The sequence below is a fragment of the Pseudorhodoferax soli genome (assembly GCF_003337555.1).
In the GTDB taxonomy this organism is placed as follows: Bacteria; Pseudomonadota; Gammaproteobacteria; order Burkholderiales; family Burkholderiaceae_C; genus Pseudorhodoferax; species Pseudorhodoferax soli.
The window spans coordinates 26362-44819 of the sequence record NZ_QPJK01000005.1 but is presented as its reverse complement, the minus strand read 5'-3'; the positions used below and the strand labels follow the sequence as shown (position 1 = coordinate 44819).

At 68.9% G+C, this 18458-nt stretch carries 16 protein-coding genes and 1 pseudogene; 6 read left to right on the top strand and 11 right to left on the bottom strand.

All coding sequences use genetic code 11. From position 1 onward, the window contains the following. Nucleotides 1-187 precede the first annotated feature (187 nt). The gene (locus tag DES41_RS18100) at nucleotides 188-769 is read right to left on the bottom strand and encodes a recombinase family protein (protein WP_114469517.1); all 582 of its coding nucleotides are present in this window, start codon (nucleotides 767-769) and stop codon (nucleotides 188-190) included. Nucleotides 770-1288: 519 nt separating this feature from the next. On the opposite strand from DES41_RS18100, the gene DES41_RS18095 reads away from it, so the two are divergent. From DES41_RS18095 to DES41_RS18080, 4 genes are all read left to right on the top strand, one after another. Further along, a complete protein-coding gene (locus tag DES41_RS18095; protein WP_147282882.1) occupies nucleotides 1289-1903 on the top strand; it encodes a hypothetical protein in 615 nt (204 codons plus the stop codon). Between the two features lie 44 nt (nucleotides 1904-1947). Beyond that, nucleotides 1948-2574, top strand: coding sequence for a hypothetical protein (locus tag DES41_RS37815; protein ID WP_147282881.1), 627 nt, complete (start codon nucleotides 1948-1950; stop codon nucleotides 2572-2574). Nucleotides 2575-2805: 231 nt separating this feature from the next. After that, nucleotides 2806-4428, top strand: coding sequence for an ABC transporter substrate-binding protein (locus DES41_RS18085; protein WP_114469074.1), 1623 nt, complete (start codon nucleotides 2806-2808; stop codon nucleotides 4426-4428). 152 nt (nucleotides 4429-4580) lie between these two features. Next, on the top strand, nucleotides 4581-4898 hold the full coding sequence (locus DES41_RS18080; RefSeq protein ID WP_114469073.1) for a hypothetical protein: 318 nt from the start codon (nucleotides 4581-4583) through the stop codon (nucleotides 4896-4898). A 42-nt stretch (nucleotides 4899-4940) separates the two neighbouring features. On the opposite strand, the gene DES41_RS18075 is transcribed toward DES41_RS18080, so the two are convergent. After that, on the bottom strand, nucleotides 4941-5300 hold the full coding sequence (locus tag DES41_RS18075) for a hypothetical protein (protein ID WP_114469072.1): 360 nt from the start codon (nucleotides 5298-5300) through the stop codon (nucleotides 4941-4943). A 285-nt stretch (nucleotides 5301-5585) separates the two neighbouring features. On the opposite strand from DES41_RS18075, the gene DES41_RS18070 reads away from it, so the two are divergent. Continuing rightward, a complete protein-coding gene (locus tag DES41_RS18070) occupies nucleotides 5586-7187 on the top strand; it encodes a sensor domain-containing diguanylate cyclase (protein ID WP_114469071.1) in 1602 nt (533 codons plus the stop codon). On the opposite strand, the gene hglS is transcribed toward DES41_RS18070, so the two are convergent. From hglS to DES41_RS18055, 3 genes are read right to left on the bottom strand one after another with little or no spacing between them, the layout of a single operon-like run. Beyond that, nucleotides 7177-8562, bottom strand: a complete 1386-nt coding sequence (gene hglS, locus DES41_RS18065) for a 2-oxoadipate dioxygenase/decarboxylase HglS (RefSeq protein WP_114469070.1) — start codon at nucleotides 8560-8562, stop codon at nucleotides 7177-7179. The genes DES41_RS18070 and hglS overlap by 11 nt on opposite strands. A 35-nt stretch (nucleotides 8563-8597) precedes the next feature. Then, nucleotides 8598-10016, bottom strand: coding sequence for an FAD-binding oxidoreductase (locus tag DES41_RS18060; RefSeq protein WP_114469069.1), 1419 nt, complete (start codon nucleotides 10014-10016; stop codon nucleotides 8598-8600). Continuing rightward, nucleotides 10013-11017 (bottom strand): Bug family tripartite tricarboxylate transporter substrate binding protein, encoded by a 1005-nt coding sequence (locus DES41_RS18055; protein ID WP_245965771.1) that lies wholly within the window; start codon nucleotides 11015-11017, stop codon nucleotides 10013-10015. Before DES41_RS18055 ends, DES41_RS18060 begins: the two co-directional genes overlap by 4 nt. Nucleotides 11018-11260: 243 nt before the next feature. Here DES41_RS18055 and DES41_RS18050 point away from each other — a divergent pair, with 243 nt between their 5' ends. Further along, on the top strand, nucleotides 11261-12157 hold the full coding sequence (locus tag DES41_RS18050; RefSeq protein ID WP_245965770.1) for a LysR substrate-binding domain-containing protein: 897 nt from the start codon (nucleotides 11261-11263) through the stop codon (nucleotides 12155-12157). Between the two features lie 9 nt (nucleotides 12158-12166). Here the strand turns inward: DES41_RS18050 and DES41_RS18045 are convergent, their stop codons facing one another. From DES41_RS18045 to puuE, 6 genes and pseudogenes are all read right to left on the bottom strand, one after another. Then, a complete protein-coding gene (locus DES41_RS18045; protein WP_211333005.1) occupies nucleotides 12167-13519 on the bottom strand; it encodes an LLM class flavin-dependent oxidoreductase in 1353 nt (450 codons plus the stop codon). Between the two features lie 26 nt (nucleotides 13520-13545). Beyond that, nucleotides 13546-13755: pseudogene (locus DES41_RS18040) on the bottom strand (nitroreductase family protein); the annotation flags it as partial. A 185-nt stretch (nucleotides 13756-13940) separates the two neighbouring features. Beyond that, complete coding sequence (gene azu, locus DES41_RS18035; RefSeq protein WP_114469065.1) at nucleotides 13941-14399, bottom strand: azurin; 459 nt, start codon at nucleotides 14397-14399, stop codon at nucleotides 13941-13943. 77 nt (nucleotides 14400-14476) lie between these two features. Then, nucleotides 14477-15718, bottom strand: a complete 1242-nt coding sequence (locus tag DES41_RS18030; protein ID WP_114469064.1) for a M20/M25/M40 family metallo-hydrolase — start codon at nucleotides 15716-15718, stop codon at nucleotides 14477-14479. Beyond that, complete coding sequence (gene uraD, locus DES41_RS18025) at nucleotides 15715-17493, bottom strand: 2-oxo-4-hydroxy-4-carboxy-5-ureidoimidazoline decarboxylase (protein ID WP_114469515.1); 1779 nt, start codon at nucleotides 17491-17493, stop codon at nucleotides 15715-15717. The genes DES41_RS18030 and uraD overlap by 4 nt, the downstream gene beginning before the upstream one ends. A gap of 2 nt (nucleotides 17494-17495) precedes the next feature. Beyond that, a complete protein-coding gene (puuE, locus tag DES41_RS18020) occupies nucleotides 17496-18455 on the bottom strand; it encodes an allantoinase PuuE (protein WP_114469514.1) in 960 nt (319 codons plus the stop codon). Between the last annotated feature and the right edge of the window lie 3 nt (nucleotides 18456-18458).

The following is an 18458-nucleotide window of genomic DNA, read 5'->3' as shown; positions in this document are numbered from 1 at the left end:
CGCCGCCGATTCCCGGAGTCACGTCGCTACGCTGACACGCGGTCCAATTTTCCCCCTGAAAAATTCGCGGGACCTCCTGTGCCCGCGAAGCCGCGCGAACTCCCCCCATGGGCCCCCGGGGCCCCCCTGGCCACCCAGGCGCGAAAAAGCCGGCGCAAGGCCGGCTCTGTGGGGTCGCAGGGCTCCCCTAGCTGTCCGCGCTGTCTCGGGCCCGCATGATGGTCTGTCGGCTGGTGTTCATGGCCCGTGCCAGCGCAGCCACGGTCTGACCGCGTGCAATGCCTTCGCGCACCTCGCGTACCTGGGCGGACGTCAGCGACGACGGCCGGCCCAAGGTCTTCCCTTCAGCCTTCGCGCGGGTCAGACCCGCCTGCGTCCGTTCGATCAGTAGATCCCGCTCAAACTCGGCGACCGCTGCGATAACGCCCATGGTCATGCGGCCCGCTGGGCTGCACAGGTCCATCCCGCCAAGGGCCAGACAGTGCACGCGGATGCCAAGCCCCCCCAAGGCCTCGACGGTCCCCCGGACGTCCATCGCGTTCCGTCCCAGGCGGTCCAGCTTGGTCACGACCAGCATGTCCCCGGCCTCCATCTTGTCCAGCAGCTTGCCGAAGCCTGGGCGCTCTGAGGCCGCTACGGACCCGCTGACGGTCTCTGTGATCGCCCGGGACGCTTGGATCGCAAAGCCGGCCGCAGCGATCTCCTGTAGCTGGTTTTCGGTGGTCTGGTCCGAGGTGGACACACGGCAATAGGCGAAGACACGGGACACGCTGGGGCTCCTGTACGAAATGGGAGTCCGAATTGTGATGCATGTCCAGAAGTAGAACAAGCTACTTTTTGAACATGCATTCCAGGCATGCCCTAAGACGGTCGATTTCGGACATGTGGCCCGGGGCTGCACAAAGCGGCCTGGAGGGGCTGGGAGGTCTTGGGGTGACCCTGGGCCCACCGTGCGGCCTGCGTGGCTTCTGGGGGCCTTTGCGGGCCCCTGCTGACTTCAATTGCGGATGCGCGCGTATGCGTGCGTCTGTTTTTACGCAAAACAAACAATGATCTTCACTAACAAGTGCTGTAGGGCCTGCGGCAAGTCAAAGGCGCTGGCCGACTTCTATAGCAACGGCACTGGCTACTTTCCGAGCTGCAAAGAGTGCTACATGGGGGCACGCCGCGCGGCATACCGTCGCGACCCCGAGAAAGCGAAAGAGCAGGTCCGGCGGTATCGCGCCCGGCTGAAGGCCCAGCGGCTCGCAACGACTCCCGGCGCCCCCAAGACCCCCAAGGTCTCCCAGTGACCCCCCGCACCCCCGCGCCTGGCAGCGTCACCGAAGCAACCTGCACGCGCTGCCAGATCCTGAAGCCGGCCGCCGCGTTCTACGCAAACCCCTTGACCCGGAAGGGCCTGCACAGCCGCTGCATCGAGTGCATGAAGGACGTGGGCGCATTGAGGCGCGAAGTACCCAAGACCACCGCAGCCGAGGCGACATGCAACGTTTGCGGGTGGCTCAAGCCCTCCAGCGAGTTTCATGTGAACCGCCGCAGGTTCAACGGTTTGACCAACAGGTGCAGGGCGTGCGCCCAGGACTACTACCAAGCAAAGCGCCGCGGAATCATCGAGTACCAGCGTCAGCACCGCTGGGAAGACGCCCGGGTTCGCATGGCGTCCGATGCTCGACGCCGGGATCGCAAGCACGGTCGGGAATCGGACATCAAGGCGAAAGACATCGTGATCCCCAGGGCCTGCCCAGTGACCGGCAAGCCGATCTATCACGGGTATGGCGTGCGCATGGCGTGGTCCCCGTGCCTGGAGCGGATCGACAAGTCCAAGGGCTTCGTGAAGGGCAATTGGCGCGTGGTGTCCTGGGAGGCCGTGGAGGCCTCGGGGTGGCAGTTGACTAGGACATAGCGCGGATACATTCGGCGCCTTCCCCCCAACTACTTTCGAGTTCCATGACCTGCGAAATCATTATGGAGTGGTTGAAGGTTCTGATTTCGGCGGGTACGCCGGTATCCGCCTTTCTTGCTTACTTGGCCTATCGTGCAAATGGTGTGCGTGACGCAGACAAAGAACTGACTGCCCAAGCGCGGATGTCTCTCAAGTGGGCATACGACGCCCTCACGGAGGAGGGAAAAACTATTCCTCCACCTGCTGATCGCTTGAACTGGCTGACCTGCGCACGCCATCTCCTTCGCCACGATTACTTGGTAGCCCAGATCAAAACGGACACATACCGCACTGTGCATGCAGAGCAGGCTGAGTTCTGGCGCCATCAGTTCTATCTTGCGCTCAACCATCAAACTTTGGCCTTTCCTCACTACTACGCAGGCCCAGGGCGCTATGGGCCACTTTCTGGCAACGGCATTGAGCCACGATCAGCGGCAGTCGTAGTCGCGTTCAGCAGTTGGCCCGAGGGGCAAGTCGACTTGATAGAGCGCGTAGATGCCGCGGGCATGGTCGGAGGATCGGACACCAGCGCAAAGTTTGGTGTTCGTGCTTACTTGGCGGACTTCGCACGTGCGAGGGAAGAACTTGCAGCAAAGGCCCGGGCTTCTGATCGCGCTCCAGAGGATGCGTGATATCCGCGCTTCGTGCGTCGCGCTATGATCGTTGCCGGTGTGTCACTTTTGACGCATCCCAGCGCTGATACACGGCAACTCTTCCTCTGTAGAGAGGCGCCCGGGACCGGGTTCGATCCCCTCCGGGCAGGCCACCAAACAGGCCTCTACAACATGCACTTGCAAGGTCTCCGGCAAGGCGTCGGACGGGTGTCTGGCGTGGCCCCCACACGGTTCCAACACCACGTCGGCATGCTCTTGCCGTTCCAAGGCGCCCACCGCACGTTCCGGGACGGACCGGGGATGCAGCGGCTGCGCACCTGGCAGCTGGCCCTGTGCGTGCTGCTGTGCATGGGCCCCGCCCCGGCGGCGACGCTGCGCGTGGCTTCGGCCTTCGATCCGCAAACCATGGACCCGCACGCGCTGGCGCTGCTGTACCACGCGCGGGTGAGCACCCAGATCTACGACGCGCTGGTCCACCGCGACGAGCACTACCGGCTGGAGCCTGCACTGGCGCTGTCCTGGCAGGCCACCGCCTCCACGCGCTGGCAGTTCCGGTTGCGGCCGGGCGTGCGCTTCCATGATGGCGCCGCGTTCACGGCCATCGATGCCAAGTTCTCGCTGGAGCGTGCGATGGCGCCGCCTTCGCTGCGCAGCTTCCAGTTGCGCGGGGTGCGCGCCGTGCGCGTGCTGGACCCGCTGGCCATCGAGATCGAACTCGACGCACCCGACGCCTTGCTGCCCGAGAAGCTCTTCGGCGTGGCCATGATGAACAAGGCGTGGTGCGAGCAGCGCGGCGTGGTGGCCGCGCAGGACTTCAACGCCAGGCAGGAAACCTTCGCCGTGCGCAATGCCAACGGCACAGGGCCCTTCCGCCTCTTGCGCTACGAGCCCGATGCGCGCACGACGCTGGAGCGCTTTGCCGGCCATTGGGGCTGGCAGGACCGCCGCAGCGGCAACGTGGAGCAGGCGCAGTTCGTGGTGATCAAGTCCGACGCCACGCGCCTGGCAGCGCTGTCCTCGGGCGAGGTGGATGCCGTGCTCGACCCACCCTACCAGGACATCGCCCGGCTGCGCAGCGACGCCCGCCTGAACCTGCTCAGCACCGCGGACCTGGGCCAGCAGTACCTCGCCTTCGACCAGTCGCGCGACGAATTGCAGGACAGCGATGTCAAGGGCCGCAACCCCTTCAAGGACCTGCGCGTGCGCCAGGCCGTCTACCACGCGCTGAACATGCCGCTGATCGTCGACAAGGTGCTGCGCGGCCAGGCCCAGGCCACCGGCGCCTTCCTGTCGCCGCTGCTGGACGGCTCGCCGGCCGAACTGGACCGGCGCCTGCCCTACGACCCGGCACTGGCGCGCCAGCGGCTGGCCGAGGCCGGCTATCCCGACGGGTTCTCGGTCACGCTGGACTGCGTCAACGTGGCCTGGCGCGAAAACGTCTGCCAGGCCATGGCGGCGATGCTCACGCAGGTGGGCATCCGGACCCGGCTGCGCACCAGCGTCTCCACCGTGTTCTTTCCCAAGCTGAGCCAGGGCCAGGGCAGCTTCATGGAATTCGGCTGGACGCCCGGCATGGACCCCTACCTGTCGCTGAACGCCCTGCTGCGCAGCCACGACCCGAGTGGCCTGGGCAGCTTCAACGCCGGCCGCTACAGCAATCCGCGGCTCGACGCGCTGATCGACCAGATCCGCGTGGAGACCGACCCGACGCGCCGCCGCGCGCTCGTGACCACCGTGCTGCGGCTGGTGCACGAGGAGTTGCCGCTGGTGCCGCTCTACCGGCGCACGCTGACCTGGGCGCTGGCGAAGAACGTGCAGGCGGTGCAGTGGCCCAGCGACACCATCGAGCTGCGCTGGGTGCGGCTGCGCTGAAGGGCCCTGCCTCCTGGAGGCTTCCCATGGGCTTGTGGCACCGGCCGGCCCGGTTGCGCCCGGGGCGCCACGCCCAACGGTGGCACCGGGGCGACCGCAGGCGGGCCCGCGCCAGACCCGCCGGCGCACAGGCGCATACATTCACTGGCCACATGCAGAGTCCCGACATCCGCGCCCGCCTCGAACGTTGTCAAAGCCTGCTCGGCACCATCGCCGTGCCGGCCGAACTGGACGACCTGGCCTTCGACCTGATCGCCCATCTGATCCAGCTGCACGATGCGGGCCGCCTGACACCGGCCTTTCTGCTGCTGGCGGTGAAGGCCTTCGAGGAGGTCGACGCCCTCGCCCCCGTGCTGGCCCCGCTGGCCGAGCTCGCCAGCGCGCAGGCCGAGGCCGAAGGACACAGGGAACCCAAGGAATCTTCCGGACGGCCGTGGGTGGTTTCCCGCTACGACCCCTTGCAGGCATGAAGCGGCGCCGCGCACCCCAGCGCGGCACCCGCACGGGCCAGGCTAGCGCCCGAGCCTGGGGCCGCCGCGCGGGGCAGCCTTGCGGAGCTTGGACGGATCGTTGTCGCTGATCCGGGCCCGGCGCCAGCGCATGGGCTCGCCGTCGTGGCCACGCAGGGCCAGCAGGTCGTCGTTGTGCGCCAGCAGTTCCTTCCCGTCGGGCGACCACAGGGCACATTCGGGCAGGTCGGCAGTGAAGGCGATCAGCGGCGTGCGCGAGGTGATCAACCACCAGCCCGATGCCCGCCCCGGCGGCAGTGCCGCCTGCACCTGGTAGCGGCGCACCACGTGCACAACCACCCCCACATTGGCTTCGTGGCTGCTGCGGGCGATGACCGCCATGATTCCGGGCGCGATTTCCATGGGGGCGCAGTATCTGGTTGCGCCTTCTGAACGAACGCCAACTATTCCACGAACTTATCTGCTCACCTTGACGAACAAGAGAATCCATGAACAGGTGGTGCTGTTCGCAAGACGAACGGCGCACGCAAAGCCCTGCACGCAGGCGGCCCACAACTCCCCCCGTTCACTTGCTACATTTTCTGTGCGCTAACATGCAAACCAGCGCGCGCTGAGCGAGCGAATTCCGACCCCGGCGGCAACTCCTGCGGCTTCGGTCAATGGTGCCTCCTCTGCGCAGCACCGGACATGTCCACCCCACCAGGCGCTCATCCACCATCGCAAGTCCGCGCGGGCCCGCCATCGGGCTTCAGCGACCTTGCCCCGCTGGGCCAGCCGCCGGACGCCCCCGCACCGGCACGCGACCCCATCCGGCGTGCGCGCTGGCTGGTGGTCTTCGTCTGCCTGGCGCTGCTGGCTACCAACGTCTGGCTCATCATCGATGCGCGCGCCCATGCCATCGCCCAGGCGCAACTGGCCAGCACCAACCTCGCGCGGGCCGTGACCGAGCGCATGGAAGCAGCGGTCTCCGAGGCCGACCACATCCTGGACGGCCTGGTCTACGAGCTCGAGCGCACGGATCTCTCGCCGGCCGCCCTCGAGCCGATGCAGCCGCTGCTCGTCAACCACGTGGCCCGCACGGAGCAGATCAAGGGCTTGTTCGTCTACAACGCGCGCGGCGCCTGGGTCGCCACATCGGTGCCGCAATGGGACCCGGCCTGGAGCAACGCCGACCGCGCCTACTTCATCCACCACCAGCACAACCCGAGCGCGTCGACCTTGGTCAGCCCGCCGATCCTGAGCCGCTCGTCAGGCGAGTGGATCGTGCCCGTCTCGCGCCGGCTCAACGGCATCGACGGCGAGTTCGCCGGCGTGGCACTGGCCACGCTGAGCGTGCCGCACCTGCGCGGTGTGCTGGAGCGCTTCGACGTCGGCGAAGGCGCGATCCTGCTGACCGCGGCGGGCCGCATGGTGGCGCGCAACCCCTCCATCGATGCCGACATCGGCAAGCCGCTGCCGCCCTCGGACGTCACCACCTTCCTGGCGACGCACCGCTCCGGCACGGTCGATGCGCGCTCGCCGCTGGACGGCGTGGTGCGGTTGATCAGCTTCGAGCATGCGCGCAACTATCCGCTGCAGGTCACGGTGGCGGCCAGCAAAAGCCAGGTGCTGGCCAACTGGCGCATCAACTCGACGCTGCAGACGGTCTGGGTCGCATTCCTGTGCCTGCTGCTGCAGCGCGCCGGCGCCTACACGCGCCGCACCATGGCACAACGCCAGCAGGCCGAAGCCGGCCTGCGCGATGCACGCGATGCGCTGACGCAGGCCAACGAGCAGTTGGCGGCGCTTGCCCGCATCGACGACATGACCCGCCTGCCCAACCGGCGCTACTTCGACAGGCGCTTCGCGCGCGTGTTCCGCCAGGCCCAGCGCGACGGCGGCACGCTGGCCGTGGTCATGGTCGATGTCGACGACTTCAAGAAATACAACGACCTTTACGGCCACGTGGAAGGCGACGAGTGCCTGCGCCGCGTGGCAGCGGCGCTGCGTGCCACGGTGCAGCGGCCCGAGGACTTCGTCGCGCGCTACGGCGGCGAGGAAATGGTGCTGCTGCTGCCGCAGACCGATCTGCTGGGCGCCACCATGGTGGCCGAAGCGGCGCGCACCGCCGTGGCCGCAATGGACATCCCGCACGCGGCCGTGGTGGCCGGCAAGGTCACCATCAGCCTGGGCGTGGCGGCCATGGTGCCCGGGCAGCAGGACACCGAGCCGGCGTTGCTCAAGGCCGCCGACGCTGCCCTCTACGAGGCCAAGCGCAAGGGCCGCAACCAGGTCGCCGTCAGCGGCTGAGCACTGCCGCCTGGTACTGCGCGCGCACGGTGTCGATGGAGGCCTGCTGGCTCTGCGCGTACAGCGCGATCTCGTCGGCCACCGGGGCGCCCAGCGCGGCCTCGAAGGCCTCCTGCGCCGCGTTGGCCGCGTAGCTCTTCTGCTCGGCCCCGCCCAGGTTGGACTGGAAGATGCCGGCCGCGCTGACGGGCAGGAAGTCTTCGTAGACGATGGGGCTGGCCGCCACCAGGCCCTTTGCGCGCAGCGCCTGCAGGTCGAACGGGGCGCCGCTGGCGGCCACGCGGGCCAGGCCGTCGGCATCCAGCACGCGCCAGCGGAAGAAGGCCAGGCCGCGCTCCAGCAGTTGGTCCAGATCGTCCGGGAAATCGCGGAAGGCCGCGGCCAGGCGCTCGCTGTAGTCGGCCGAGGCGCTGCCCGCCCCCTGCATCGAGCGCACACCGGCCAGCAGCTCGTCGTACAGCGCACGGCCAGCCCGCGTGAGCGCCATGCCGCGCTGCTCGATCTCGCCGAAGCGGGCCGAGTGCGAGCCATCGGCGCCGTCGTCGGCGAAGACGATGGGTTCCTCCAGCGCCTTGAAGCTGGTCTGGCGCAGCAGGATGGCGTGCTTGCGGCGCGGCGGGCCTTCCACCACCTCCTTGGCGGCGATGCCGCGGCGCGGCATCTCGGCCTGGGCCGCGTCGATGTCCAGCGTGCGCGGCGTCAGGTGGTTGATGTGCGGGCCCTTGAACGAGACCACGTCGGCCACCAGGCGGTGCGCCGCATGCAGCTGGCGGTAGCGCGCGTGGCTCACGGTGGCCTCGCTGTGCCAGCGGAAGGTCTGCGTCACCTCCTGCACGAATTCGGCCGCCTGCGCCTTGGTGAGGCCGCCGGCCTCTTCGGCCAGCGCCGTCAGTGCCAGAGCACGCGGCGTGAAGATCGCGCGCCGGGCCAGGATGGCCTGGGCCTCCTCGCGCAGCGCCGGGTCGGCGATCAGTTCCAGGCGCAGCAGCGAGGTGAAGACGCGGAACGGATTGGTGCGCAGCGCCGCGTCGTCCACGGGGCGGAATGCCGTGGCGTGCACGGGCACCCCGGCCACCGAGAGGTCGTAGTAGCCCACCGGGTGCATGCCCATGACGCGGAAGATGCGCCGCATGTCGGCCAGCTCACGGGCCGTGCCCAGGCGGATCGCGCCATGGCGCTCCACGTCCAGGCGGCGCAGCTCGTCGGCGGTCTCGAGCTGGGCACGCAGCGCGCCGTCGTCAGCAAGCGTGGCGCGGTTGATGTCCGCGACCAGGTCGAGCAAGGTGCCGTACTGCGGCACCTCGGTCTTGTACATGGCCGACATGGCGCGGGAGAACTGGTCGCGGATCTGGTCCGAACTGGCAAACGTGGGCATGGGGATGGAACGTGGAGATGGAGGAAGTCTGCGGATCAGCCCTGCGGTGCCAGCACACGGCCCGGGTTCAGGATGTCCAGCGGATCGAAGGCGGTCTTGACCGCGCGCATGAGGTCCAGCGCCACGGGCGACTTGTGCAGCGGCAGCTTGTGGCGCTTGAGCTCGCCGATGCCGTGCTCGGCCGAGATCGAGCCGCCGAAGGCGCTGACGGTGTCGTAGACGATGCCCGTGATCTGCTCCTCGTGCTGCTGCACGAAGGCCCTGGAATCGCCCTCGGCCGGGGCCTGGATGTTGTAGTGCAGGTTGCCGTCGCCCAGGTGGCCGAAGTTGACGAAGCGCACGCCCGGCACCGCCTGGGTGAGCGCGGCATCCGCCGCCCGCACGAAGTCCGGAATGCGCGAGACCGGGATCGAGATGTCGTGCTTGATGTTGAAGCCCTCCTCGACCTGGGCCAGCGTGATGCTCTCGCGGATATGCCAGAGGTCGTGCGCCTGCTTGATGCTCTCGGCGACGATGGCGTCGGCCACGATGCCCTGCTCGAACGCGGTTTCCAGCAGCCGCTCGAACAGGCCGCGCGCATGCGCTTCCGATTCATGGTCGGAGATTTCCAGCAGCACGCACCAGGGCTGCTCGCGCCACATCGGCACGCGCAGCTGCGGGTAGTGCCGGTCCACCAGGCCCAGCGCGAACTGGTTCATGAGTTCGAAGCCCGTGAGCCCGGCCGCCAGCTGCTGGTGCGCCAGGCCCAGCAGGCGGTTGGCGTCCTCCAGCGAAGGCACGGCCGCCCAGGCCGTCAGCTGCGCGGCCGGCTTGGGGTATAGCCGCAGCGTGGCGGCCGTGATGATGCCCAGCGTGCCCTCGCTGCCGACGATGAGGTCGCGCAGGTCGTAGCCGGTGTTGTCCTTGCGCAGGCCCGCCAGGCCGTCCCACACCTGCCCCTGGGCCGTGACGACCTCCACGCCCAGGCACAGCTCGCGCGCATTGCCGTAGCGCACCACCTGGGTGCCGCCGGCATTGGTGGCCAGGTTGCCGCCGATGGTGCAGCTGCCCTCGGCGCCCAGGCTCAGCGGGAACAGGAAGCCCGCCGCATCCGCCGTCTCCTGCAGCGTCTGCAGGATGCAGCCGGCCTCCACCGTGATGGTCATGTTGTGCGGATCGACGGCGCGCACGGCCGCCATGCGGCGCAGGCTCAGCACCACCTGCGTGCTCGTGCCGTCGGGCACGGAGCCGGCCACCAGGCCGGTGTTGCCGCCCTGCGGCACGATGGCCACGCGCGCGGCCGCACAGGCCTGCACCACGGCCGCAACCTCCTGCGTGGAGCCGGGGCGCACCACGCAGAGCGCGCGGCCCTGGGCGCGCCGGCGCCAGTCCTGCTCGTAGCCCGATGCGTCCTCGCCGCGCAGCACATGGGCCGCGCCGACGATGCCGGCCAGTGTCTCGATCACACTGCTCATTGCACCGTCACGCCGGCGTTCTTGATGATGGCGCCCCAGTGCTGGTACTCGGTGCGCGTGAAGTCGCGGAACGCGGCGGACTCGAGCAGGCGCACCTCGCCGCCCAGCGCCGTCACGCGGGTCTTGAAGTCGGCGCTGCCGGCCACCTTGAGCGTGGCGTCCTGCAGCCGCTGGACGATGGCAGGTGCCGTGCCCTTGGGCGCCAGCACGCCGTTCCAGGTCGCAGTCACGAAGTCGGGGTAGCCGCTCTCCCTCATCGTGGGCACGTTCGGCAGGGCCGGCAGGCGCTCGGCCGAGGTCACCGCCAGCGCGCGCAGCTTGCCCGACTGCACGAACGGCAAGGCCGGCGTGACGTTCTCGAAGATGAAGTCGATCTGCCCGCCCATGAGGTCGGTCAGCGCCGGCGCGCTGCCCTTGTAGGGCACATGCAGCAGGTCCAGCTTGGTGGCGGTCTTGAACAACTCGCCGGACAGGTGCACGGTCGAGCCCGTGCCCGGGGAGCCGTAGCTCAGGCCCGCGCCGCGCTTGCGCTCGGCAGCGACGAACTCGGCCACGGTGCGCACGGGCGTCTTGCTCTCGTTGACCACCAGCACGTTGGGGATGCTGGTCACGAGCGCGATGTAGGCGTAGTCGCCCAGGTTCTTCTCGCCCAGGTTGCGGTACAGGCTCTGGTTGATGGCTTGGGTGCCGGCCGTGCCGAAGAGCAGCGTGTAGCCGTCGTTGGGCGCGCTCGTCACGCGGCTGGCGCCGATGGAACCGTTGGCACCGGCCAGGTTCTCCACGATCACCGGCTGGCCCAGCTGCTCGGCCAGGCCCTGCGCCAGCATGCGCGCGATCACATCGGTGTTGCCACCCGGCGAGAACGGCACCACCAGCTTGATCGGCTTGTTCGGGTAGTCGCCCTGGGCGAAGGCCGGGGCGGCGAGGCTGGTGGCCAGCAGCGCCAGCGTGGCGAGGAACTGCTTGCGCGTGGAGGTCTTGGTCAGGCGGGAACGGGTCATCGGGAGGCTCTCCGGGAATCGGTGGCATCGCCCAGCGGGCGCGCCGAAAAGACACGGATGTTTCCGACAAGCGGTCTTGAGATCAATCAATGTTTCGGAAGAACTTCATTCGTAAACGGAATGAACCATTGCGGGAAACACGTAGGCCGGCGCTGGCTAGAATCGCGCGCAGTACCGCTGTTTTCCCTCTCCAGGGCCGCTCCGCGAGGGCCTTTGCCTGGTGTCGGTGGCGCACACGAGTTCATGCACGCACGGAAATACCTCCCCTCCATGGGACTGCTGGTGGCCTTCGAGGCCTGCGCCCGGCTGCAGAAGTTCACGGCGGCCGCCGAGGAGTTGAGCCTGACGCAAAGTGCGGTGAGCCGGCAGATCCGCGCGCTCGAGGACATCGTTGGCGTCGAGCTGTTCGCGCGCGAACGCCAGACGGTGCGCCTGACCCCGGCCGGCGAGGCCTATGCCAACGAGCTGCGCCAGGCCCTGCGCGCCATCTCGCAGGCGACGCTGCGCCTGAAGGCCAGCCCCGACGCCGGCACGCTCACCCTGGCCATCCTGCCCACCATGGGCACGCGCTGGCTGGCCCCGCTGTTGCCCGACTTCACGCAGAAGAACCCTGGCGTGACGCTGAACCTCGTCACGCGGCTGGAGCCCTTCAACATGGAGACCGACGGCGTGGACGCCGCCCTGCACTACGGCGCGCCCGAATGGCCGCGCGCCGAGCTCGATTTCCTGTTCGAGGAAACCGTGGTGCCGGCCTGCTCGCGTGCACTGAAGGCGCAGCACGGCTTCGCGGCGCCGGCCGAGCTGCTGGCCGCGCCGCTGCTGCACCTGTCCTCGCGGCCGCAGGCCTGGGCGGATTGGTTCGGCGCCCAGGGCCTGGTGTTCGGCGGCGACGCGGGCATGAGCACCGACCAGTTCGCCACGGCGATGCAGGCGGCTGCGGCCGGGTTGGGCGTGGCCCTGCTGCCGGAGTTCCTGTTCCAGGAAGAACTGGCGCGCGGCACCCTGGTGCCGGCCGTCGACGTGCGCAGCCGCAGCGCCGGGCGCTACTACCTGGCCTGCGCCGCCAACCGGGCCTGGTACCCGCCGCTCACGGCGTTCCGGCGCTGGATCCGCGCGCAGGCGGCGGGCGTCGCCGCCTAGCCGCCGCGCTCAGGCGGCCTGGCGCTGCCCCTGCGCGAACGCGTTGCCCGGCCGTTCGAGCCCCAGGTTCTCGCGCAGCGTGCGGCCTTCGTAGGCAGTGCGGAACAACCCGCGCCGCTGCAGTTCGGGCACCACTAGGTCGACGAACTCGTTGAGCGAGGCCGGCAGCACCGGCGGCATGACGTTGAAGCCGTCGGCCGCGCCGTTCTCGAACCATTCCTGCATGCGGTCGGCGATCTGCACGGGCGTGCCCACCACCACCCAGTGGCCACGTGCGCCGGCCAGGTATTCGTAGAGCTGGCGGACGGTGAAACCCTCGCGCCGCGCGAGCTCCAGCACCACCTGGGCGCGGCTCTGGATGCCCTTGGGCGCCTCGGGGATGTACGGCGGCGGCGCGTCCAGGTCCCAGCGGCTCAGGTCTTCGCCAGGCCAGAACGGCGCGATCGCGGCCAGGCCCACCGAAGGATGGATCAGGGATTGCAGCTCGGCCCACTTGGCCCGGGCTTCCTCCTCGGTGCGGCCGACCACGGGCGAGATGCCGGGCAGCACCAGCAGCTGCTCAGGCCTGCGGCCGTACCGCGCCATGCGGCCCTTGACGTCGCGGTAGAAGGCCTGCGCCTCGGCCAGGCTGGTCCAGGCCGTGAAGATGGCCTCGGCCGTGGCGGCGGCCAGCTCCTTGCCGTCCTCCGACGAGCCGGCCTGCAAGATCACCGGGTAGCCCTGGGGCGGGCGTTCCAGGTTCAGCGGCCCCTTCACCTTGAAGTGCTTGCCCACGTGGTTGAGCGCATGCAGCTTGGCTGGATCGAAGTAGACGCCCGAGCCCCCATCGCGCACGAAGGCGTCGTCCTCGAAGCTGTCCCACAGGCCTTTGACCACCTGGACGAACTCGTGCGCGCGCTCATAGCGCAGGGCCGGATCCGGGTGGGCATCGAGGCCGAAGTTGCCGTGGACGTTGTCGGCGCTGGTGGTCACTACGTTCCAGGCCGCGCGGCCCTTGCTGATGTGGTCCAGCGAGGCGAACTTGCGCGCCAGCAGGTAGGGGTCTTCGTAGGTCGTGGAGGCCGTCGCGACGAAGCCGATGTGCTTCGTCACCGCCGACAACGCCGCCCACAGCGTGACAGGTTCGAAGTAGGACACGCGGCCCTGGCGGCGCAGCGCCTCCTCGTCGCCGCGGAAGCCGATGCCCGGGCTGTCGGCCACGAAGACCTGGTCGAACAGGCCGCGCTCGGCCGTCTGCGCGACTTCGATGTAGTGGTCGATGTTGACGCCCGAGTCGATCTGGGACCCTGGATGGCGCCAGGCCGCGATGTGGTGGCCGGTGGCCATGATGAAGGCGCCCAGGCGCAGTTTGCGCTGCGTCATCACACGATCCTCGCGGCTTCGTCGAAGGGCAACAAGCTCGCCTTGGCCTGGGCGCTGCGCACGAACACATAGCGCGCAGGCTGGGCGTTGAAGGCCGTGGGGCCCCACTTCAGCAGGTCGTACAGCTGGTGCAGCGTGGCGTCGGAGACGGCCACGGGCTGGAAGGCGTGCACCGTGCGGGCCTGGCGGAACAGGCGGTCCAGCGCGGCATCGGACAGCGGTGAGAGATCGGACATGCGGGCTCCTGGCGCGCCGCCACCGCCGGCGGCGGTGCTGGGCGCGCAGCAGGCCATTGTTCGAAGCACCGCGCCGCAACCCAACGAAGCTTTTCGCGCAAGCTTATGCGCCGGCGTGCGAGCCCCCAAAAGATAAAGCGGCTGCGGGCCAGGCCCGCAACCGCTTGTGCAGAAGGAAGCCCGGCCTACTTCGCCAGCGTCAGCGTGCCCTTCATGATGGCCGAGTGGCCGGGGAACGAGCAGAAGTAGCTGTAGGCCTCGGCGGCCTTGAGCTTGGCCACGTCGAAGCTGACCGAGGCACTCTCGCCGCCGCCGATGACCTTGGTCGCGGCGAGCACGCGCGCATCGCCGGGCTTGAGGTAGTCGTTGGGCAGGCCGGCGGCGATGCCATCGCTGGCCACGCCGGCCATGTCGGCCGTCTTGCTCAACACCCAGTTGTGGCCCATGGCGGCCTTGGGCAGCTTGCCCACGTGCTTGAGCGTGAGCTTGAACTGCTTGCAGCTGGCCGGCACGGCCAGCGTGGCCTTGCTGAACTGCATGGCGTCGGTGCCGTCGATCTCGGCCTCGCAGGGGCCGGCGGCCAGCGCCGGGCCGGCCAGCACACAGGCGGCGAGCAGCGCCAGGGTATTGCGTGGGATGCGCATGTCTTGTCCTCTCGGGTTTCGTTGGAAGCTGTGGAGCAGACTCTAGGACCGGCGCAGCGGCCGGGCCTTGATGTGGATCACGCCTTGAGCAGATCGAACAGCGTGCGCGCCACCACCTTGGTGGCGCGGCGCAGGTCTTCCAGCACGATGTGCTCGTCGGCGCGCTTGGCGTTGGACTCGAGCACGGTGCGCGGGCCGGCGCCGTAGATCACGGCCGGGATGCCGCGCTCGCTGAACAGGCGCGCATCGGTGTACAGCGGCGTGCCCGAGGCCTTCACGGGCTCGCCGAACAGGGCCGTGGCATGGCTGCACAGCGACTCGACCAGGGGCGCATTGCCGGCCAGCGGCTTCATGGCATGGGCCATCAGCAGGCGCTTGATCTCCACCGTGATGCCGGCCTGCCCTTCGGCCGCCTGCACGATCAGCTGGCGCAGCCGGGCCTCGACCGCCACCGGGTCTTCCTCGGGAATCATGCGGCGGTCCACCTTGAGCACGACCTTGCCGGGCACCACGTTGGTGTTGGTGCCGCCGTTGATCTGGCCCACGTTGATGTAGCCGTGGTTGATGCCCTCGACCGCGCTCTTGGTCTTGCGCAGCTCGCCGTTCTCCGCGTACAGCGCCGTCAGGATGCGGTTGGCGGCCTGCAGGGCATCCACCGCGGTCTCGGGCACGGCGGCATGGCCCATCTTGCCGTGCACCGTGACCTCCAGCTGCAGGCAGCCGTTGTGGGCGGTGACCACCTGGTAGCTGAAGCCGGCGGCGATCTCCAGGTCCGGGCGGGTGATGCCTTTGTCCAGCAGCCATTGCGGGCCGAGTTCGCCACCGAATTCCTCGTCGTAGGTGAACAGCAGATCGACACCGCCGGCCAGCGGCACGCCGGCCGCCTCCAGCGCGCGCGTGGCAAAGCTGAAGGTGGAGAAATCGCACTTGCTGACGGCCGCGGCGCGGCCGTAGAGCTTGCCGTCCACGACCTCGCCGCCGTAGGGCTTCTGCGTCCAGCCTTCGCCGGGTGGCACCACGTCGCCGTGGGCATTCAGGGCCACGACGCGGCCGCCCTTGCCGTAGCGGCGCTGCACCACGAGGTTGGTGATGGACTCCAGGCCATGGGCCTGCACGGTGGCGGCCGGCACCTCGTGCGCCTGCGCCTCGAAGCCGAAGTCCTTGAGCAGTGCGGCCGTGCGCTGGGCATGCGGCGTGTTGTTGCCGGGCGGCGTGTCGGTCGGCACCTGCACCAGGGCCTGCAGGAAGCGCACCTGCTCGTCGAAGTGCGCATCGACCCAGCGGTCGATGGCGTCGTAGGTGGTGGTCGTCGTGGTCATGCTTGTTCGCTCGCGAGTTGGTCGAGAAGGGTCTGGAACGCGCGCACGCTGAGTTCCATGTCGTGGTTGGTGGTCGATTCCAGCGGGTTGTGGCTGATGCCGGCGTTCTCGCCACGCACGAACAGCATGGCCTGGGGCATGCGCTCATGCAGCTTCATGGCGTCGTGGCCGGCCCCGCTGGGCATGCGGTACAGCGGCAGGCCCAGGGCCTGCACGGCCTGCTCCCAGCGCTGTTGCCAGGCTGCCGCGCTGGGTGCCGCCGACGCGCGCATCGTCTGCTCGACCTGGTGGTGCACGCCGCGGCGCTCGCAGATGGCCTGCAGCTCGGCCAGCACGTCGCGCTCGCAGGCGTCGCGCGCTTCGTTGGTGGTGGCGCGGATGTCCAGGCTGAACTTGCAGCGGCCAGGCACCACGTTGATGGAGCCGCTCGGCACCTCGAGCATGCCCACCGTGGCGACCAGGTGCGGCTCGGCCGCGGCGCGCTTTTCCATGAACAGCACCAGCTCGGCCACGGCGGCGGCGGCATCGCGGCGCCGGTCCATCGGCGTGGTGCCGGCGTGGCTGGCCATGCCGATGACTTCGCCCACGTAGCGCACGCTGCCGTTGATCGAGGTCACGATGCCCAGCGGCAGGTCCATCTCGTTGAGCACCGGGCCCTGCTCGATGTGGACTTCCACGAAGCCCTGGTACCGGGCCGGGTCGCGCTGGAGGCCCGCGATGTCCTCCACGCGCAGGCCGGCGTTGGCGATGGCTGCGCGCATGGTGATGCCGTCGGCGTCCTGCTGGTCGAGCCAGTTCGGGTCGAAGTCGCCCGTCAGCGCGCCCGAGCCGAGGAACACGGCTTTGTAGCGCTGGCCCTCTTCCTCCGCGAAGCCGACGACCTCGAAGCCGTAGGGCAGGCGGCGGCCGGCGCGGTGCAGTTCGCGCACGCAGGCCATGGGCACCAGGATGCCGAGGCGGCCGTCGTACTTGCCGCCATTGCGCACGGTGTCGTAGTGGCTGCCGGTCAGCAGCCGTGGTGCATCGCGGTCCGTGCCGTGGTAGATGCCGACCACGTTGCCGACGGCGTCGATGCCGACCTCGTCGAAGCCGCAGTCCTCGCGCATCCAGGCGGCCAGCTGCGCGGCGCAGGCGCGGTGCGCGTCGGTCAGATAGGTGACCGTGAGTTCGCCGCGCTCGGCATAGCCGGGGTCGGAGTGGGCGGCCAACTGCTCCGACCAGTCCCACACCAGGTTGCCCAGCACGGGCGCCTGGCCGAACTTGTCGTCCAGCCGGATTTCGGCGATGCGGTGGATCGCGCGCAGCGCCTCGGCGAACTCGTAGTCCGGGTGGTGGTTCAGCCGGCGCTGCACCGTGGCGATGATCTGCTGCTTGGACAGCCCGGTGCCGCGCGGCCCGCGCACCGGCATGATGAACGGGAAGCCGAAGCGCGCGTTGTACTGCGCGTTCAGGCGGCCGATCAGCGCGAGCTCATCGGGCGTGCAGTTGGTCAGGCCCGCCTTGCTCTGCTCGTTGGTCGATTCGGCCGTCAGGCTGTTGCTGGCCATGGCCTTGCCGGCCAGCTCGGGGTGGGCGCGCACCAGCGCCATCTGCAGGTCGCGGCCGGCGCGGCGCACCGACCCGGCCAGCGCCGCCTTGAGTGCAGCCAGCGAGGCGAAGGGCCGCGCGGCCCAGGCGCCCTCGGCCACCCAGGGCGAATGTTCGTAGGTGCCCTCCAGCAAGGCGACGAAGTCGGCCTGCGTGGCGGTGTTGAGTTGCTCCAGCGTCAGCGGCATGTTCATTCCCAGACAAAGGCGGTGTTGGCATCGAAGGGATGCTCCTGCTTCCAGTGGCGTGCGATGTCGATGCGGCGCGTGACCCAGACCCGGTCGTGCGATTGCACGTGGTCCAGGAAGCGCTGCAGCGCACGCATGCGGCCGGGTCGGCCGAGCAGGCGGCAGTGCATGCCGATGCTCATCATCGAGGGCCGCTCGTCGCCCTCGGCGTAGTGCACGTCGAAGGCGTCGCGCAGGTACTCGAAGAACTCGTCGCCATGGCTGAAGCCCTGCGGGAGCGCGAAACGCATGTCGTTGCAATCCAGCGTGTAGGGCACGACGAGCTGCGGCGCCAGGCTCTCGTCGGTCTTGCGCACCTGCAGCCAGAACGGCAGGTCGTCGCCGTAGTAGTCGCTGTCGTACTCGAAGCCGCCGTAGTCGGCCACCAGGCGGCGCGTGTTGGGGCTGTCGCGGCCGGTGTACCAGCCCAGCGCACGCTGGCCGGTCAGGCGTTCGAGCACCTCCATGCCCAGGCGCATGTGCTCGCGCTCCTTGGCCTCGCTGGTGTTCTGGTAGTGGATCCAGCGCCAGCCGTGGCAGGCGATCTCGTGACCCAGTTCGACGAAGGCGGCGGTGACCTCGGGGCAGCGCTGCAGCGCCATCGACACGCCGAACACCGTGAGCGGCAGGCCGCGCTTCTCGAACTCGCGCAGCAGTCGCCATACGCCCACGCGCGAGCCGTACTCGTAGATGCCCTCCATGCTCATGTGGCGGGCCGCATAGGCGTTGGGGTTGAACATCTCGGACAGGAACTGCTCGCTGCCGGCATCGCCGTGCAGCACCGAGTTCTCGCTGCCCTCCTCGTAGTTCAGCACGAACTGCACGGCCACGCGGGCCTGGCCGGGCCATTGCGCGTGCGGCGGGTTGCGGCCGTAGCCGCGCAGGTCGCGCGGGTACTGGGGGGTGGCGCTGGAGGAGGCCATGGT